At 63.6% G+C, this 15,463-nt stretch carries 14 protein-coding genes; 12 read left to right on the top strand and 2 right to left on the bottom strand.

Features of this window, described 5'->3' with window-relative positions:
- Positions 1 to 25 precede the first annotated feature (25 nt).
- Positions 26 to 556, top strand: coding sequence for a sigma-70 family RNA polymerase sigma factor (locus SC318_RS14830; RefSeq protein WP_320427395.1), 531 nt, complete (start codon positions 26 to 28; stop codon positions 554 to 556).
- Positions 553 to 1,233: an anti-sigma factor gene (locus tag SC318_RS14835; RefSeq protein WP_320427396.1), complete on the top strand. Its 681-nt coding sequence runs from the start codon at positions 553 to 555 to the stop codon at positions 1,231 to 1,233. The genes SC318_RS14830 and SC318_RS14835 overlap by 4 nt, the downstream gene beginning before the upstream one ends.
- Here SC318_RS14835 and SC318_RS14840 read toward each other — a convergent pair whose 3' ends face one another.
- Positions 1,234 to 2,538, bottom strand: coding sequence for an ATP-binding protein (locus SC318_RS14840; protein WP_320427397.1), 1,305 nt, complete (start codon positions 2,536 to 2,538; stop codon positions 1,234 to 1,236).
- A gap of 3 nt (positions 2,539 to 2,541) precedes the next feature.
- Positions 2,542 to 3,243, bottom strand: a complete 702-nt coding sequence (locus tag SC318_RS14845; protein ID WP_124386938.1) for a response regulator — start codon at positions 3,241 to 3,243, stop codon at positions 2,542 to 2,544.
- A 288-nt stretch (positions 3,244 to 3,531) separates the two neighbouring features.
- Between SC318_RS14845 and SC318_RS14850 the strand changes: the two genes are divergently transcribed.
- The 10 genes from SC318_RS14850 to SC318_RS14895 all read left to right on the top strand — a co-directional run bounded on the left by SC318_RS14850 (position 3,532) and on the right by SC318_RS14895 (position 15,438).
- Entirely contained in the window at positions 3,532 to 4,674 is a 1,143-nt protein-coding gene (locus tag SC318_RS14850) for an efflux RND transporter periplasmic adaptor subunit (RefSeq protein ID WP_320427398.1), read from the top strand.
- A 6-nt stretch (positions 4,675 to 4,680) separates the two neighbouring features.
- A complete protein-coding gene (locus SC318_RS14855) occupies positions 4,681 to 7,779 on the top strand; it encodes a multidrug efflux RND transporter permease subunit (RefSeq protein WP_320427399.1) in 3,099 nt (1,032 codons plus the stop codon).
- 182 nt (positions 7,780 to 7,961) lie between these two features.
- Complete coding sequence (locus SC318_RS14860; RefSeq protein WP_320427400.1) at positions 7,962 to 8,603, top strand: DUF1345 domain-containing protein; 642 nt, start codon at positions 7,962 to 7,964, stop codon at positions 8,601 to 8,603.
- 73 nt (positions 8,604 to 8,676) lie between these two features.
- Entirely contained in the window at positions 8,677 to 9,531 is an 855-nt protein-coding gene (locus tag SC318_RS14865) for an AraC family transcriptional regulator (protein ID WP_320427401.1), read from the top strand.
- A 39-nt stretch (positions 9,532 to 9,570) separates the two neighbouring features.
- Positions 9,571 to 10,170 carry a LysE family translocator gene (locus SC318_RS14870; RefSeq protein ID WP_320427402.1) on the top strand — a complete coding sequence of 200 codons (600 nt, stop codon included), beginning with the start codon at positions 9,571 to 9,573 and terminating at the stop codon, positions 10,168 to 10,170.
- 88 nt (positions 10,171 to 10,258) lie between these two features.
- On the top strand, positions 10,259 to 11,320 hold the full coding sequence (locus tag SC318_RS14875; RefSeq protein WP_320427403.1) for a LacI family DNA-binding transcriptional regulator: 1,062 nt from the start codon (positions 10,259 to 10,261) through the stop codon (positions 11,318 to 11,320).
- Positions 11,321 to 11,404: 84 nt separating this feature from the next.
- Positions 11,405 to 12,187, top strand: coding sequence for a sugar phosphate isomerase/epimerase family protein (locus SC318_RS14880; RefSeq protein WP_320427404.1), 783 nt, complete (start codon positions 11,405 to 11,407; stop codon positions 12,185 to 12,187).
- The gene (locus SC318_RS14885) at positions 12,180 to 13,121 is read left to right on the top strand and encodes a sugar kinase (protein WP_320427405.1); all 942 of its coding nucleotides are present in this window, start codon (positions 12,180 to 12,182) and stop codon (positions 13,119 to 13,121) included. The genes SC318_RS14880 and SC318_RS14885 overlap by 8 nt, the downstream gene beginning before the upstream one ends.
- 44 nt (positions 13,122 to 13,165) lie before the next feature.
- Positions 13,166 to 14,461, top strand: coding sequence for an MFS transporter (locus SC318_RS14890; RefSeq protein WP_320427406.1), 1,296 nt, complete (start codon positions 13,166 to 13,168; stop codon positions 14,459 to 14,461).
- On the top strand, positions 14,461 to 15,438 hold the full coding sequence (locus SC318_RS14895; protein ID WP_320427407.1) for an NAD(P)-dependent oxidoreductase: 978 nt from the start codon (positions 14,461 to 14,463) through the stop codon (positions 15,436 to 15,438). Before SC318_RS14890 ends, SC318_RS14895 begins: the two co-directional genes overlap by 1 nt.
- Positions 15,439 to 15,463 lie beyond the last annotated feature (25 nt).

A 15,463-nucleotide genomic window follows, 5' to 3' on the forward strand; every position in this document is an offset into this window, starting at 1 on the left:
TACTGAAGTGGCAGGAATCCCTGGTTTGGCTGAAATCATCTTTGACTATGAAGTGTGCCTGCTGGCCTGCGCCCGCGGCGATCATCGCGCCCTGCACCGGCTCTACGAGCACGACAGCAGCCGTCTGCTCGGCGTCGCCTTGCGTATCGTGCGGGACCGGGCCCTGGCCGAAGACATCGTGCATGACGCCTTTATCAAGGTCTGGCACGGCGCCCATGGCTTTGACCCCGACCGTGGCTCGGCGCGCGGCTGGGTGTTCAGTGTGACCCGCCATCTGGCGCTGAACAGGATGCGCAACGCCGGTCGCGATATCGCGCTCAGCGATACCCATGAAGAACTGGCGGCACCTGCCGAACACGTTGAATTCGAGGCGCGCTCGGCACAGATTCACACCTGCCTGGCACAGCTGGACCCGCCCCGGCGCCAATGCATCCTGCATGCGTATGTGGACGGTTATTCTCACAGCGAAATCGCGCAAAAGCTGGGCACCCCGCTGGGGACGGTCAAAGCCTGGATCAAACGCAGCCTCGCCGCCCTGCGGGAGTGCATGGCATGAACGACGACGAACTGGCCAGTGAATACGTATTGGGCACCCTGCCCGCCGAACAACGCGCCGAGGTCGAGCAGCGCCTGCAGCACGACGCCCCACTGCGCGCCGCTGTGCAGGCCTGGGAGCAGCGGCTGCTGCCACTGACGGCGCTGGCGCCACCGGTACCGCCCTCGGCGCAGCTATGGCGACGCATCGAACGCACCCTCACCCAGGCGGATAAACCCGTGGACAACCCGGTGCCTTGGTGGAACCTGCTCGCGGTGTGGCGCGGCCTGGCGGCTGCGGGGCTGACGGCGACCCTGGTGCTGGCGGCGCTCTTGTGGGCCCGCCCACCCATCGCTGAACCCACCTTCGTGGTGGTGCTGGTGGCCCCACAAAACCAGGCGCCGGGTTGGGTCATCCAGGCCAGTGATCGCCAGCAGATCCAGTTGATCCCCCTGGGCGTCATGCAAGTGCCCGCCGACAAGGCCTTGCAGTTCTGGACCAAGGCCGATGGCTGGCAGGGGCCGGTTTCCCTGGGGCTGGTCAAGCCGGGGCAGACCCTGTCGGTGCCGCTGGACAAGCTGCCGCCGCTGGCGCCGAATCAGCTGTTCGAACTGACCCTGGAAGACCCGAGCGGCTCGCCCACCGGCAAACCGACCGGGCCGATCCAGGCCATCGGTCGCGCGGTCAAGGTGCTTTGATCACTCGATGGCAGGCAACCACACGCGAAACCGCGCACCGCCCAACGGAGAGTCCTCGGCGGTCAAGGTGCCGCCCTGGGCTTCCAGGGCCCGCCGGCTGATGGCCAGGCCCAGGCCAAAACCACCGGTGGCGCGGTCGCGGCTGCGGTCCAGGCGGTAGAACGGCTCGAAGATACGTTCGCGCTGGTCCGCTGGAATGCCAATGCCATCGTCATCCACGCAGATTTCACAACCTTTTTTCGGGCATACCCTGACGCCGACCTGGATGCGCTTGTCGCAGTAACGCGTGGCATTGCGCAACAGGTTCTGCAAGGCGCGGGCGGTGAGGCGCGGGTCGAGGCTGAAGCGCTCCACCGCGCAGTCGAGCGCCACGTCGATCACGATCTCGGGGTTTTCCAGTTCGTCGTCGACACTGCCCAGGACGCTGTCGATGAATTCGTCGAGCACTACCTCGACGCGTTCCGGCAACTGCGCCGGGTTTTGCAGGCGGCTGTAGGAGAGCAGCTCCAGCACCAGTTCATCGAGTTCACGAATATGCGCCACCAGGCTTTGCAGGCGCTCCCGGCTCGCTGCGGGCAAGTCTTCCGACAGCGCCAGGGCCAGGCCGAAATCCAGGCGGGTCAGCGGCGTGCGCAGTTCATGGGACACCGCATTGAGCAGGTCGCGCTGCTGGTTCAACAGGTGCTCGATGTCATCGGCCATGGTGTCGAACACCGAGGCGAGGCTGCCGATGCTGGAGCTGACGGGGATACGCGTGCGCTCGGCCAGGTTGCCCTGCCCCAACTGCGCGGCGGTGCTTTTCAGGCGTTCCAGGTCGCGCCAGTGCGGCCGCAGCCACACCAGCAGGCAGGCGAGCAGCGCGGCGACGATCAGCACGTTGATCGCCCAGTACAGCACGTTCATGTCCAACGGATCGGGCGGAACCGTCAGCTTGACCACAAATTGCTCATTGATCGGCGAGCTGATCTCCTCCATCCAGCCCCATTCCCCCAGGCGCACCACTGACTTGCCCTGTTCCAGCAGTTTTTCTTCCGCCGGGGTGTAGCGCGCATCCTGGCGCAGCAGCAGTTGCACTTTCAACGGCGCAAAGTCGCGGCCCAACTGCTCGGTGACCTGTGACCAGCGTTCCACCGGTGCGCGCACGTATTGCTTGACGATCAGCTTCTGCTGGCCGCGGGTCTGTTCGATGTTGTAGTCCATGTAACGGTGTTCGAACAGCTGGATCACCAGTGAGGGAATCAGGTAGATCGCCGCACTGTAGGTGACGATCGTAATCAGGTAGAGACGCAGGAGTACCCGGAACATGGCTCAGCATTCCCACTCGGAACGGCTGAACAGGTAACCCTTGCCCCACACGGTCTTGATCTTGCGTGCTTCGCCGGCGTGGTCGTCGAACTTGCGGCGCAGCTTGGAGATGGCCACGTCCACCGAGCGGTCGGTGCCATTGAACTCGATGCCGCGCAGGCGTTGCAGGATCTGGTCGCGGCTGAGCACCTCGCCGGCATGTCGGGCCAGTACCACCAGCAGGTTGTACTCGCCGCTGGACAACTCCACCGCCTGCTCGCGCCAGGTCACGGTGCGTTCGGACAGGTCGATGCACAGGTTGCCCATGATGATCTTGTCGCTGGCCACCTGGGGCTCCGACAGGCTGCTGCGGCGCAGCAACGTGCGCACACGGGCAAGCAGCACGCGCGGTTCACAGGGCTTGGTCACGTAGTCGTCAGCGCCCATTTCCAGGCCCAGGACCTGGTCGTGGCTGTCGTCACGGGCGGTGAGCATCAGGATCGGCAGGCCCGCCGAGTCGGCGCGCAGCAGGCGGCACACCTGCAGACCGTCGAGGCCAGGCAGCATCAGGTCAAGGATCACCAGGTCCGGCGGGTTCAAGCGCGCCCGTTCGCGCACCTGGTCGCCCCGGCTGAGCACGCTGACTTGATAGCCATTGCGTTCCAGGTAGCTGGCAATCAACTCGGACAGTGCGGCGTCGTCTTCCACCAGGAGGATGTTGGGCATCAAGATGTTTCCAGAAAATACAGTGAAGTGCCGTACACAAATCCCATGTGGGAGGGGGCTTGCTCCCGATAGCGGTGGATCAGTCACAGATGTATGACTGACACGGCCTCATCGGGGGCAAGCCCCCTCCCACATTTGATCTTTGTTGTAAGCGAGGTTGTGCAAGGATATACGGCCCCGAGGCCTAGCGCCCCGGCCCTTACATTTCTTCACAGACGCACTACATAGCTTCACAGCACCACGGCGCAGGTGACCTTAGGATGCGCCAGTCAATATTGGGATAAGAGCATGTCGAAGAATCTGTTTGCGCCGTTTTGCCTGTTGGCCCTCACACTGGCGCTGAGCGCGTGTGACCAGTCCGCAGCCGAGGCGCCGGAAATGCCCCTGGCCAAAGTGCGCATCGAGACGCTGCAGGCCAAGCCCCTGTCCATCACCAGCGAATTGAGCGGGCGCATCGCCGCGCCGCGCATGGCCGAGGTGCGTGCGCGGGTCGCCGGGGTGGTGATGCAGCGGGTGTTCAGCGAAGGTCATGACGTGAAACAGGGTGACGTGCTGTTTCGCATCGACCCGGCGCCGTTCAAGGCCGACCTCGACAGCGCCAGGGCCAACCTGAGCAAGGCCGAAGCCAACGCATTCCAGGCACGCCTGCAGGAGCAGCGCTACAGCCAGTTGGTGGAAGGTAACGCCATCAGCGGCCAGGAATACGACAACGCCCGCGCCGCGCTGCGCCAGGCCAACGCCGAGGTCGCTGCCAACAAGGCGGCCGTCGAGCGGGCCAGGCTGAACCTGGGTTACGCCACCGTGACCGCGCCGATTTCCGGGCGCATCGGCCGTGCACTGGTGACCGAAGGCGCCCTGGTCGGCCAGAACGAAGCCACGCCGCTGGCGATCATCCAGCAACTGGACCCGATCCACGCCGACCTCACCCAGTCGACCCGCGAGCTCAATGACCTGCGCCGCGCCTTTCGTGCTGGCAGTCTGAAGCAGGTCGGCCAGGACCAGGCCAAGGCCACCCTGATCCAGGATGACGGCAGCCTATACCCGTTGCCAGGCAAGCTGCTGTTCGCCGAGATCAGCGTCGACCCGGGCACCGGGCAGATCATCCTGCGCAGCGAGTTTCCCAACCCGGACCTCGACCTGCTGCCCGGCAGCTTCGTACGAGTGCGCCTGGAACAGGCGGTCGACCAGCAAGGCCTCAGCGTGCCGCAACGCGCGATCACCCGCGACAGCGCCGGCATCCCCATGGTGCTGTTGCTGGACAGCACGCAGACCGTCAGCCAGCAGCCGGTGGAGTTGGGCGCGGTGATCGAAGACCGCTGGGTCGTCAGCCGCGGCCTCAAGCCCGGTGACCGCATTGTTGTCGAGGGCCTGCAACATGCACGCCCCGGTGAAAAAGTTGAAGTGGACGACAGCCCGCTCGTAAAGGAATAACCCGCCATGCCGCAGTTCTTTATCGACCGCCCGATTTTCGCCTGGGTGGTGGCCCTGTTCATCCTGCTGGCCGGTTTCCTGGCGATTCCGCAGTTGCCGGTGGCCCAATACCCCAACGTCGCGCCGCCGAAGGTGGAAATCTACGCGGTGTACCCCGGCGCGTCGGCCCAGACCCTGGATGAAAGCGTGGTCAGCCTGATCGAGCAGGAGCTCAACGGCGCCGACCACCTGCTGTATTTCGAGTCCCAGAGCAGCCTCGGCTCGGCGACCATCACCGCCACGTTCCAGCCGGGCACCAACCCGGAAATGGCCCAGGTGGATGTGCAGAACCGCTTGAAAGTGGTGGAGCCTCGCCTGCCGCAAGCGGTGACGCAACAAGGCCTGCAGGTGGAAAAAGTCTCGGCCGGCTTCCTGTTGCTGGTGACGCTGACGTCCAACGACGGCAAGCTTGATGACGTGGCGCTCAGCGATTACCTGGCGCGCAACGTGATGAACGAACTCAAGCGCCTGGACGGTGTGGGCAAGGCCCAGTTGTACGGCGCCGAGCGCGCCATGCGCATCTGGATCGACCCGCAGAAGCTGATCGGCTTCAACCTCACCCCGGCCGACGTGAATGCCGCCATCAGCGCGCAGAACGCCCAGGTGTCGGCGGGCAGCATCGGCGACTTGCCGGGCTCCCAGAGCCAGGAAATCACCGCCGCCATTCTGGTCAAGGGCCAGCTGTCGACACCGGCGGAGTTCGCCGACATCGTGCTCAAGGCCAACCCTGACGGCTCCACCGTGCGCATCGGCGACGTGGCGCGGGTGGAAGTCGGCAGCCAGGAATACCAGTTCTCCACGCGCCTGAACGGCAAGCCGTCCACCGCCGTGAGTGTGCAACTGGCCCCCGGTGCCAATGCGCTGAACACCGCAACCCTGGTGCGGGCGAAGATGGACGAGCTGTCGCGCTATTTCCCGGCCAACGTGGAATACAAGATCCCCTACGACACCTCGCCGTTCGTCAAAGTCTCGATCACCAAGGTGGTCTACACCTTGCTTGAGGCGATGGCGCTGGTGTTCGCGGTGATGTTCCTGTTCCTGCAGAACGTGCGCTACACCCTGATCCCCACGCTGGTGGTGCCGATTGCGCTGATGGGCACCTTTGCCACCATGCTGTTGTTGGGTTTTTCGATCAACGTACTGACCATGTTCGGCATGGTGCTGGCGATCGGCATCCTGGTGGACGATGCGATTGTGGTGGTGGAGAACGTCGAGCGGATCATGGCCACCGAAGGCCTGTCGCCCAAGGACGCGACGAAAAAGGCCATGGGCCAGATCACCGGCGCCATCGTCGGTATCACCCTGGTGCTGGTGGCGGTGTTCCTGCCGATGGCGTTCATGCCCGGCTCGGTGGGGGTGATCTACCAGCAGTTCTCGTTGTCGATGGCCACCTCGATCCTGTTCTCGGCCTTTCTGGCCCTGACCTTGACGCCAGCGCTGTGCGCCACCTTGCTCAAGCCGATCGCCCAGGGCGAGCACCATGCCAAGGGCGGCTTTTTCGGCGGTTTCAATAAACGCTTTGAACAGCTCACCGACCGCTACGAAGGCTGGGTGGCCTATGCCCTCAAGCGCAGTGGCCGTTACCTGCTGATCTACCTGGTGTTGCTGGTGGGCCTGGGGCTGCTGTTCAGCCGCCTGCCCTCCTCGTTCCTGCCGGTGGAAGACCAGGGTTACACCATCACCGATATCCAGTTGCCACCGGGCGCCAGCAAGAACCGCACGGTGCAGGTGGCCGAGCAGATCGAGGCGCACAACGCCGGTGAACCGGGTGTGGGCGATACCACCATGATCATGGGTTTCAGTTTCTCCGGCTCCGGGCAGAACGCAGCGCTGGCATTTACCACGCTCAAGGACTGGTCGGAACGTGGCAGCGATGACGCCGCGGCGTCGATTGCCGACCGCGCCAACATGGCCTTCAGCGAACTCAAGGATGCGATTGCCTATGCAATCCTGCCACCGCCGGTTGACGGCCTGGGCACCTCCAGCGGCTTCGAGTTCCGCCTGCAGGACCGTGGCGGCGTCGGCCATGCGGGGTTGATGGCCGCGCGTACCGAGCTGCTGGAGGCCGCCGGGAAAAGCCCGATTCTGGCCAACGTGCGCGAAAGCGCCCTGGCCGAAGCGCCGCAAGTGCAATTGGAGGTCGACCGCAAGCAGGCCAACGCGCTGGGCGTGTCGTTTGCCGATGTGGGCAATGTGTTGTCATCGGCCATCGGTTCGGCCTACATCAACGACTTCCCCAACCAGGGCCGCATGCAGCGGGTGGTGGTGCAGGCCGAAGGTGACCAGCGCAGCCAGGTGGCGGACGTGATGAAAATCAACGTGCGCAACAACGCCGGGAAAATGGTGCCGCTGTCTGCGTTCGTCGAAGCCAGATGGACCCAGGGCCCGACGCAATTGACCCGTTATAACGGCTACCCGGCCATCGCCATCAGCGGCGAAGCGGCGCCGGGCCACAGCACCGGTGAGGCGATGGATGAAATCCAGCATCTGGTCAGCCAATTGCCGGCGGGCCTGGGCCAGGAATGGACCGGCCTGTCGTTGCAGGAACGCCTGTCCGGCTCACAGGCGCCGATCCTGCTGGGCTTGTCGCTGCTGATCGTGTTCCTGTGCCTGGCGGCCTTGTATGAGAGCTGGTCGATTCCGACCTCGGTATTGCTGGTGGTGCCGCTGGGCGTACTCGGCGCAGTGCTGGCGGTGAGCTTGCGCGGTATGCCTAACGATGTGTTCTTCAAGGTGGGCTTGATCACCATCATCGGTCTGTCGGCGAAGAACGCGATTCTGATCATCGAGTTCGCCAAGGACCTCTACGACCAGGGCGAAGACCTGATCACCGCCACTTTGAAGGCGGCGCGGTTGCGCCTGCGCCCGATCATCATGACCTCGCTGGCGTTCATCCTTGGCGTGGTGCCGCTGGCGATTGCCACCGGTGCCAGCTCGGCGAGCCAGCAGGCGATCGGTACCGGCGTGATCGGCGGGATGATCACCGCGACCTTGGCGGTGGTGTTCGTGCCGGTGTTCTTTGTAGTGGTGATGAAACTGGTGCGCAAGCGCCACACGGCCGATTAAGCTTTTTGTAGGAGCGAGCTTGCTCGCGAAGAACTCAGGGCCTGCGCGTTTATTCAGAGAGAACGCGTTGGCTGGACGTCTTTCGCGAGCAAGCTCGCTCCTACAGGGGTTATCGATCAAGTTCATGATCAAGTACAGGCGGATGAGCTATGGTGCTCACAGTTTCCCATTTGTGAGCAACCATGCCCTTCCTCGCCCGTACCCACCCTCGCCTCTCATCCGCCGCTGTGCTGGGCCTTGCCGTGGGCATCCTGGTACCCGCCGATTCGCTGGCCAGCAAAATCCTGATCGGTTGGAATGCCGGGGTCTGGACTTACCTGATGCTGATGCTGTGGCTGACCAGCCGCGCCAAGGCCGAGGACGTCAAGCGCATCGCCGAGATCGAAGACGAAAATGCCGGACTGGTGCTGCTCACGGTGTGCATCGCCGCCATCGCCAGCCTCGCCACCATCACCTTCGAACTGGTGGGCAGCAAGGACCTGGCCAGCAGCGAACGCCTGCTGCATTACGGCTTCACCGGGCTGACGGTGATCGGTTCGTGGCTGCTGATCGGGGTGATTTTCAGCGTGCACTACGCCCGCCTCTACTACACCTGGAACGGCAAGGAGCCGGCGCTGCGCTTTGCCGAAGGACTGCTCACGCCTAACTATTGGGACTTCCTGTATTTCTCCTTCACCATCGGCGTGGCGGTGCAAACGTCGGACGTAGGGGTTGCCACCCGTGGCATGCGCAAGGTGGTGCTGGGACAATCCTTGATCGGGTTTCTGTTCAACACGGCGATCCTGGGTTTTTCGATCAATATCGCCGCAGGGCTGTTTGGCTGAGGCTGCACAAACCTTCTAGACGCCCACGCCGCGCTGGGCGCTAATAGCCTTACCTATTCAGCCTCGGTGATTTATGGCCGCGCACAATTGGATCGACCTGTCCCAGGACGCCGACACCGGCATCGAGACCCTGCGCGCGCATTTCGAAGGCCATGCCTACGACCCCCACTGGCACGACAGCTACCTGATTGGCGTTACCGAGCAAGGGGTGCAGCAATTCAATTGCCGGCGCACCCGACATAACAGCGTACCCGGCCAGGTGTTTTTGCTGGAACCTGACGAGTTGCACGACGGCGACGCGCCCACGGCCGACGGTTTTACCTACCATATGCTCTACCTTGACCCGAACTGGTTGACCCGCGAAGTGAGCGCGGTGTTCAACGAGGCGCCCGTCAACAGTCAACTGAGCTTCGCCAGCACACTGGCCAGCGATCCGCGTCTGGCCCTTGCCACCACCCGCGCCTTCCAGACCCTGCACAGCGGCGAACTGCGCATCGTGCGTCAGCAGGCCATGGACCAGTTGCTCGCACACCTCACCGGCCAGCTTCATTGGCGCGCCCGCTACCGCGAAGACCCACGCCTGCCAGCCGTGGCCCACAAGGCCCGTGAGTATCTGCATGCCCATCTGCATCAAGACGTGGGCATGGATGAACTGGCGCTGGCCTGCGGCGTTGACCGTTTTCGCCTGAGCCGCGCCTTCAAGAGCGCGTTCGGCCTGCCTCCCCATGCGTACCTGGTACAGCTGCGCCTGGCCCGCGCCCGGCATCTGCTGGCCAACGGCGGGCAACCCGTCGAGGTTGCGAGTGCCTTGGGGTTTGCCGACCAGAGTCACCTGGGCCGCTGGTTTGTGCGCGCGTACGGGCTGACGCCCGCCGCCTACCGCAATCGCTGCTCAAATCTTCCAGACAGGTCACCCCCAGGCTTGTGAAGATCGACTCCATCCCAGGGTTCAATGGAGTGCTTCACCATGCTGTCCACCTTCATGCCATTCATGCTGTTCGCTTTCGTCGCCTCGATCACCCCCGGACCCACCAATGTACTGGTGCTCAGTAACAGCGCACGGTATGGCTTCAAGGCTGCGCTGCCGATCATTTTCGGCGCGTGCGCCGGTGCCGCGGGGATTGTGTTGCTGGTGGGCTCAGGCATCGGTCAATCATTGACCCATCTGCCCAAGGTGCAAAGCGCCATGCAGTGGGCCGGCGTTGCCTGGTTGAGCTACCTGGCCTGGCAGATCTTCAGCGCACCGCCCCAGGCCGTCGGCCCGCAAACCACCCACAAGCGCCTGGGCCTGACCGGCGCTGCCAGCCTGCAGCTGATCAACCCGAAAACCTGGATGATGGCCGTGGCCGTGGTCAGTGTATTTGCGGGCAACGGCCCGGACCGCCAAGGGCAAGTGCTGTCTTTGTCGCTGGTGTTCTTCGTAATTTCCCTGCCCTGCCTCGCTGCCTGGGCAGTGTTAGGGGCCGGCTCGAGCCGGTTGTTGCGCTCAGCCACCGCCATGCAACGCTTCAACCAGTGCATGGCCTTGCTCCTGTTAGGGTCGACCTGGTTGAGCCTGCTGATCTGACGACGAAAAAACTTGACGCCCACCGGTAACATGGTGTTTTCTGAAACCGGTTTCAGTGCAGCTCAACTCCAATAAGAAAGGCGCTACCGTGACTTCATTTTCTGCCGCCCAGCGCAGCCGCGTGACCATGCTCGATGTGGCCGAGCGCGCCGGTGTGTCCAAGGCCAGCGTGTCGCGCTTTATCGGCGACGACCGCGCCCTGCTCTCCGATGCCATCGCCCTGCGCATCGAGCAAGCCATCGAGCAGCTCGGCTACCGCCCCAACCAGATGGCCCGTGGCCTCAAGCGTGGGCGCACGCGCCTGATCGGCATGCTGGTGGCCGACATCCGCAACCCTTATTCCATTGCCGTGATGCACGGCGTCGAAACCGCCTGCCGCCAGCACGGCTACAGCCTGGTGGTGTGCAACACCGACCGCGATGACGAGCAGGAGCGCCAGCACCTGGCGGCGCTGCGTTCGTACAACATTGAAGGGCTGATCGTGAACACCCTTGGCCATCACCTTGACCAACTGCTGGAACTGCAACGGGAAATGCCCCTGGTGCTGGTTGACCGCAAGGTCGAGCCGCTGCACAGCGACCTGGTGGGGCTGGATAACCCGGCGGCGGTACGGATGGCGATGGAGCACCTCGCGCAGCAGGGCTACGACGAGGTATTGCTGGTGAGCGAGGCGACCGACGGCACCAGTTCTCGGCTCGAACGCCTGCACAGTTTCAAGGCTGAAGTCGCCAGGCGCCCCGACATGAAGGGCGCCGTGCTGGAGCTGGACGACGAGCTGGAACACCACCTGCGCACCTTCCTGGCCAAACCCGGGCGCAAGGCATTGTTCTGCGCCAACGGCGTGGCCGCGCTGGCCTGCACCCGTACGCTCAAGGCGCTGGGCTGCCACCTGTTCGACGATATCGGCCTGATTGCCCTGGACGACCTGGACTGGTACCCACTGGTCGGCACTGGCATCACCGCCCTCGCCCAGCCGACCGAGGCGATCGGCGCCAGTGCCTTCGATTGTCTGCTCAAGCGCCTGCGCGGTGATACAGCCCCCACGCGTACCCTGGGCTTCCTGCCCCAACTGATTATCCGAGGCTCCACCCAATTCCCTGTGGGAGGGGGCTTGCCCCCGATTGCGGTCTGTCAGTCAGCTTATCTGTAGCTGACTCACCGCTATCGCGAGCAAGCCCCCTCCCACATTTTGTTCTGCGCATAAAAATGAAACCGGTTTCAGAGGTAAACAACAATGCATGAATATCCCGTCTCCATCAGCCTTTCCAGCTACGGCGCCGAGCTTGTCCGCCAGCAGGGCCAATTGAGTTTTGTCGCGCTATTGCACGCCGCCGGCGCCCAGCGCATCGAATGGCGTGAGGAACTGCTGACCACCGAACAGCCTGGCACGCTGGCCCAGGCCGCTGCCGAGCAAGGCCTGGAATCGGTATTTTCCTCGCCCCTGGAACTCTGGGTGGCCGGCCGTGCCCAGCCCAATGCCGACCTCGCCGCTACCCTGGACCGCGCCCAGGCGTTCGGTTCGCGTTGGCTGAAAGTGTCCCTGGGTTACTTCACCGACACCAACGACCTCGAAAGCCTGCACGCCCTGCTCAATCGCCACCCGGTCCGGCTGCTGGTGGAAAATGACCAGACCCTGCACGGCGGGCGGATCGAACCCATGCAACAGTTTTTCACCGAGGTCGAACGCCTGGGTCTGCCGGTGAAAATGACCTTCGACATCGGCAACTGGCAGTGGCAGGACCAGTCCGCCCTCACCGCCGCGCGCCTGCTGGGCCGGCATGTGGACTACCTGCACTGCAAAGCGGTGGCCCGTCGCGCGGACGGCAAGCTGGTGGCTCAGCCGCCTGGCGCCACCGACCTGCATCTGTGGGAACAACTGCTCACGCACATGACCCAAGGTATTAGCCGGGCAGTGGAATACCCGCTGCAAGGCGATGACCTGGTCCAGGTCACCGCGCAACAGGTCGCCGCCCTCGCCCGCCTCGGCCAACCCCGCGTGGAGAATGCCCATGTCTGAGATCGATATTCTGTCGTTTGGCGAAACCATGGCGATGTTTGTCGCCGAACAGACCGGTGATCTGGCTCAGGTCGCTCAGTTTCACAAACGCATTGCCGGCGCCGACAGCAATGTCGCGATTGGCCTCTCGCGCCTGGGTTTCAATGTGGCGTGGTTGAGCCGGGTGGGTAACGATTCCCTAGGCCGATTCGTGGTCGACACCCTGGCCCGCGAAGGCCTGGACTGCCGCCACGTGGCGGTCGACCCGCTGTACCCCACCGGTTTCCAGCTCAAGTCCCGCGAAGACGCCGGCGCCGACCCTCAGGTGGAGTACTTTCGCAAAGGCTCGGCGGCCAGCCACTTGTCGGTTTCGGCGATCACGCCGGCGCTGCTGCAAGCCCGCCACCTGCATGCCACCGGGATTCCGCCGGCGTTGTCCGAGGCTACCCGCGAGCTGTCGGTGGAACTGATGACACAGATGCGCCAGGCCGGTCGCAGCGTGTCGTTCGACCCCAACCTGCGCCCGTCACTGTGGGCCAGCGAAAGCCAGATGATCCGCGAAATCAACGCATTGGCCGGCCTGGCGGACTGGGTATTGCCCGGCCTGGGCGAAGGTCGCCTGCTCACCGGCTTCGACGACCCGGCGGACATTGCCGCGTTCTATCTCGACCAGGGCGCCGAAGCCGTGGCGATCAAGCTGGGGCCCGACGGCGCTTATTACCGCACCCAGATGGACCAGGGTTTCGTCGCCGCCGTACGCGTCGACAAGGTGGTCGACACCGTAGGCGCCGGCGATGGGTTTGCCGTGGGCATGATCAGCGCCCTGCTGGAAAACTTGAGTTTTCCCGAGGCGGTACAACGCGGCAACTGGATCGGCAGCCGCGCCGTACAGAGCCGCGGCGACATGGAAGGCCTGCCCACCCGCGCCGAATTACCCAGCCGATCCGTTGCCTGACCCACTACCTGTTGCCACAACTACAACAAGCTCAGGAGCACCTCATGGAAACCGTGAAACTCGCCACCCGCCGTTGGTGGTACATCATGCCTATCGTGTTTATCACCTACAGCCTGGCGTACCTGGACCGCGCCAACTACGGCTTCGCCGCCGCCTCCGGCATGGCCGAAGACCTGATGATCACGCCCGGCATGTCGTCCCTGCTCGGCGCGCTGTTTTTCCTGGGCTACTTTTTCTTCCAGGTGCCCGGGGCGATCTACGCGCAGAAGCGCAGCGTCAAGAAACTCATATTTGTCAGCCTGATCCTCTGGGGCGGCCTGGCCACCCTGACCGGCGTGGTTTCCAACGCCTATATGCTGATCGCCATTCGCTTCATGCTAGGGGTGGTCGAAGCCGCCGTGATGCCAGCGATGCTGGTGTACCTGTGCCACTGGTTCACCCGTGCGGAACGCTCGCGGGCCAATACCTTCCTGATCCTCGGCAACCCGGTGACCATGCTGTGGATGTCGGTGGTCTCGGGTTATCTGGTGCAGCATTTCAGCTGGCGCTGGATGTTCATCATCGAAGGCTTGCCGGCGGTGCTCTGGGCGTTTATCTGGTGGAAGCTGGCCGACGAGCGCCCCAAGGATGCCAAGTGGCTGAGCGACAGCGAAAAGCGCAGCCTGGAAAGTGCCCTCGCCGCCGAACAGGTGGGCATCAAGGCAGTGAAAAATTATGCCGAAGCGTTCCGCTCGCCGAAGGTGATCATCCTCGCGCTGCAGTTCTTCTGCTGGAGCATTGGCGTGTATGGCTTTGTGCTGTGGCTGCCGTCGATTCTCAAGGCCGGCTTGCAGATGGACATGGTCGAAGCTGGCTGGCTGTCGGCCCTGCCTTACCTCGCAGCGGTGATCGGCATGCTGGTGGTGTCCTGGGGCTCGGACAAGCTGCAAAAGCGCAAACGCTTTGTGTGGCCGCCGCTGCTGATCGCCTCCATCGCGTTCTATGCCTCCTACGCCCTCGGTGCCGAGCACTTCTGGTGGTCCTACACCCTGCTGGTGATCGCCGGCGCCTGCATGTACGCACCGTACGGCCCGTTCTTCGCCATCGTCCCGGAAATCCTGCCGGCCAACGTTGCCGGCGGCGCCATGGCGCTGATCAACAGCATGGGCGCGCTGGGCTCGTTCGGCGGTTCGTACCTGGTGGGCTACCTCAATAGCAGCACCGGGTCGCCGGGGGCTTCGTACCTGCTGATGAGCGGTGCGCTGATGCTGTCGGTGGTGCTGACGATATTCCTCAAGCCCGGCGCCAGCGACCGCGTGCGCGAGCCCCTGGCTACTCTCGAAATGAAGGCGAATTCCTGATGAAAAAATCCGTGGTCCTATACAAGAAACTCTCCGCGCCGCTGATGGCCCGCCTGCATGAGCACGCCAACGTGACCCTGATCGACACGCTCGACGAGACCGGCCTGGCCCAACTGCGCAACGCCCTGCCCGATGCCCATGGCCTGCTGGGCGCCAGCCTGCGCCTGGACGCCAGGCTGCTTGACCTGGCGCCGAAACTGGAGGCGGTGGCGAGCGTTTCGGTGGGGGTGGACAACTACGATATCGACTACCTCACCCAGCGCGGCATCCTGCTCAGCAACACACCGGATGTGCTCACCGAAACCACCGCCGACACCGGCTTCGCACTGATCCTGGCCACCGCCAGGCGCGTGGTGGAACTGGCCGACATGGTGCGCGCCGGCCAATGGAACAAAAACATCGGCCCGGCGCACTTCGGCAGCGACGTGCACGGCAAGACCCTGGGCATCATCGGCATGGGGCGCATCGGCGAAGCCCTGGCCCAGCGTGGGCACTTTGGCTTCGGCATGCCGGTGATCTACCACAGCCACTCGCCCAAGCCGGCGGTGGAGGCACGCTTTGGCGCGCAGTACCGCAGCCTGCCGCAATTGCTTAAAGAAGCCGACTTTGTCTGCCTGACCTTGCCGCTGACGGCAGAAACCGAAAAGCTGATTGGCGCTGAAGAGTTCGCGTTGATGGGGCCGGAGACGATCTTCATCAACATCTCGCGGGGCAAGGTGGTGGACGAGGCGGCGTTGGTCGAGGCGTTGCAGCAGCGCATTATTCGTGCGGCCGGGCTGGATGTGTTCGAGAAAGAACCGCTGGATCACGCCTCACCGCTGCTGCGCTTGAACAACGTAGTGGCCACGCCGCATATCGGTTCGGCCACCCATGAGACACGCGAAGCAATGGCCAAATGTGCCGTGGACAACCTGTTGGCGGCATTGGCAGGGCAAAAACCGAAAAACCTGGTGAATCCAACTGCCTGGACCCAATAACCCCTGACACAACACCAACCAACTG

Source organism: Pseudomonas sp. MUP55 (assembly GCF_034043515.1).
Taxonomy (GTDB): Bacteria; Pseudomonadota; Gammaproteobacteria; order Pseudomonadales; family Pseudomonadaceae; genus Aquipseudomonas.

Bases quoted from the DNA above. Each gene is read 5' to 3' on its own strand.
- SC318_RS14860 (WP_320427400.1), top strand. From the start codon at position 7,962: ATGCCCTTCCTCGCCCGTACCCACCCTCGCCTCTCATCCGCCGCTGTG.
- SC318_RS14835 (WP_320427396.1), top strand. From the start codon at position 553: ATGAACGACGACGAACTGGCCAGTGAATACGTATTGGGCACCCTGCCC.
- SC318_RS14885 (WP_320427405.1), top strand. From the start codon at position 12,180: ATGTCTGAGATCGATATTCTGTCGTTTGGCGAAACCATGGCGATGTTT.
- SC318_RS14850 (WP_320427398.1), top strand. From the start codon at position 3,532: ATGTCGAAGAATCTGTTTGCGCCGTTTTGCCTGTTGGCCCTCACACTG.
- SC318_RS14890 (WP_320427406.1), top strand. From the start codon at position 13,166: ATGGAAACCGTGAAACTCGCCACCCGCCGTTGGTGGTACATCATGCCT.
- SC318_RS14870 (WP_320427402.1), top strand. From the start codon at position 9,571: ATGCTGTCCACCTTCATGCCATTCATGCTGTTCGCTTTCGTCGCCTCG.
- SC318_RS14855 (WP_320427399.1), top strand. From the start codon at position 4,681: ATGCCGCAGTTCTTTATCGACCGCCCGATTTTCGCCTGGGTGGTGGCC.
- SC318_RS14895 (WP_320427407.1), top strand. From the start codon at position 14,461: ATGAAAAAATCCGTGGTCCTATACAAGAAACTCTCCGCGCCGCTGATG.
- SC318_RS14845 (WP_124386938.1), bottom strand. From the start codon at position 3,243: ATGCCCAACATCCTCCTGGTGGAAGACGACGCCGCACTGTCCGAGTTG.
- SC318_RS14865 (WP_320427401.1), top strand. From the start codon at position 8,677: ATGGCCGCGCACAATTGGATCGACCTGTCCCAGGACGCCGACACCGGC.
- SC318_RS14880 (WP_320427404.1), top strand. From the start codon at position 11,405: ATGCATGAATATCCCGTCTCCATCAGCCTTTCCAGCTACGGCGCCGAG.
- SC318_RS14840 (WP_320427397.1), bottom strand. From the start codon at position 2,538: ATGTTCCGGGTACTCCTGCGTCTCTACCTGATTACGATCGTCACCTAC.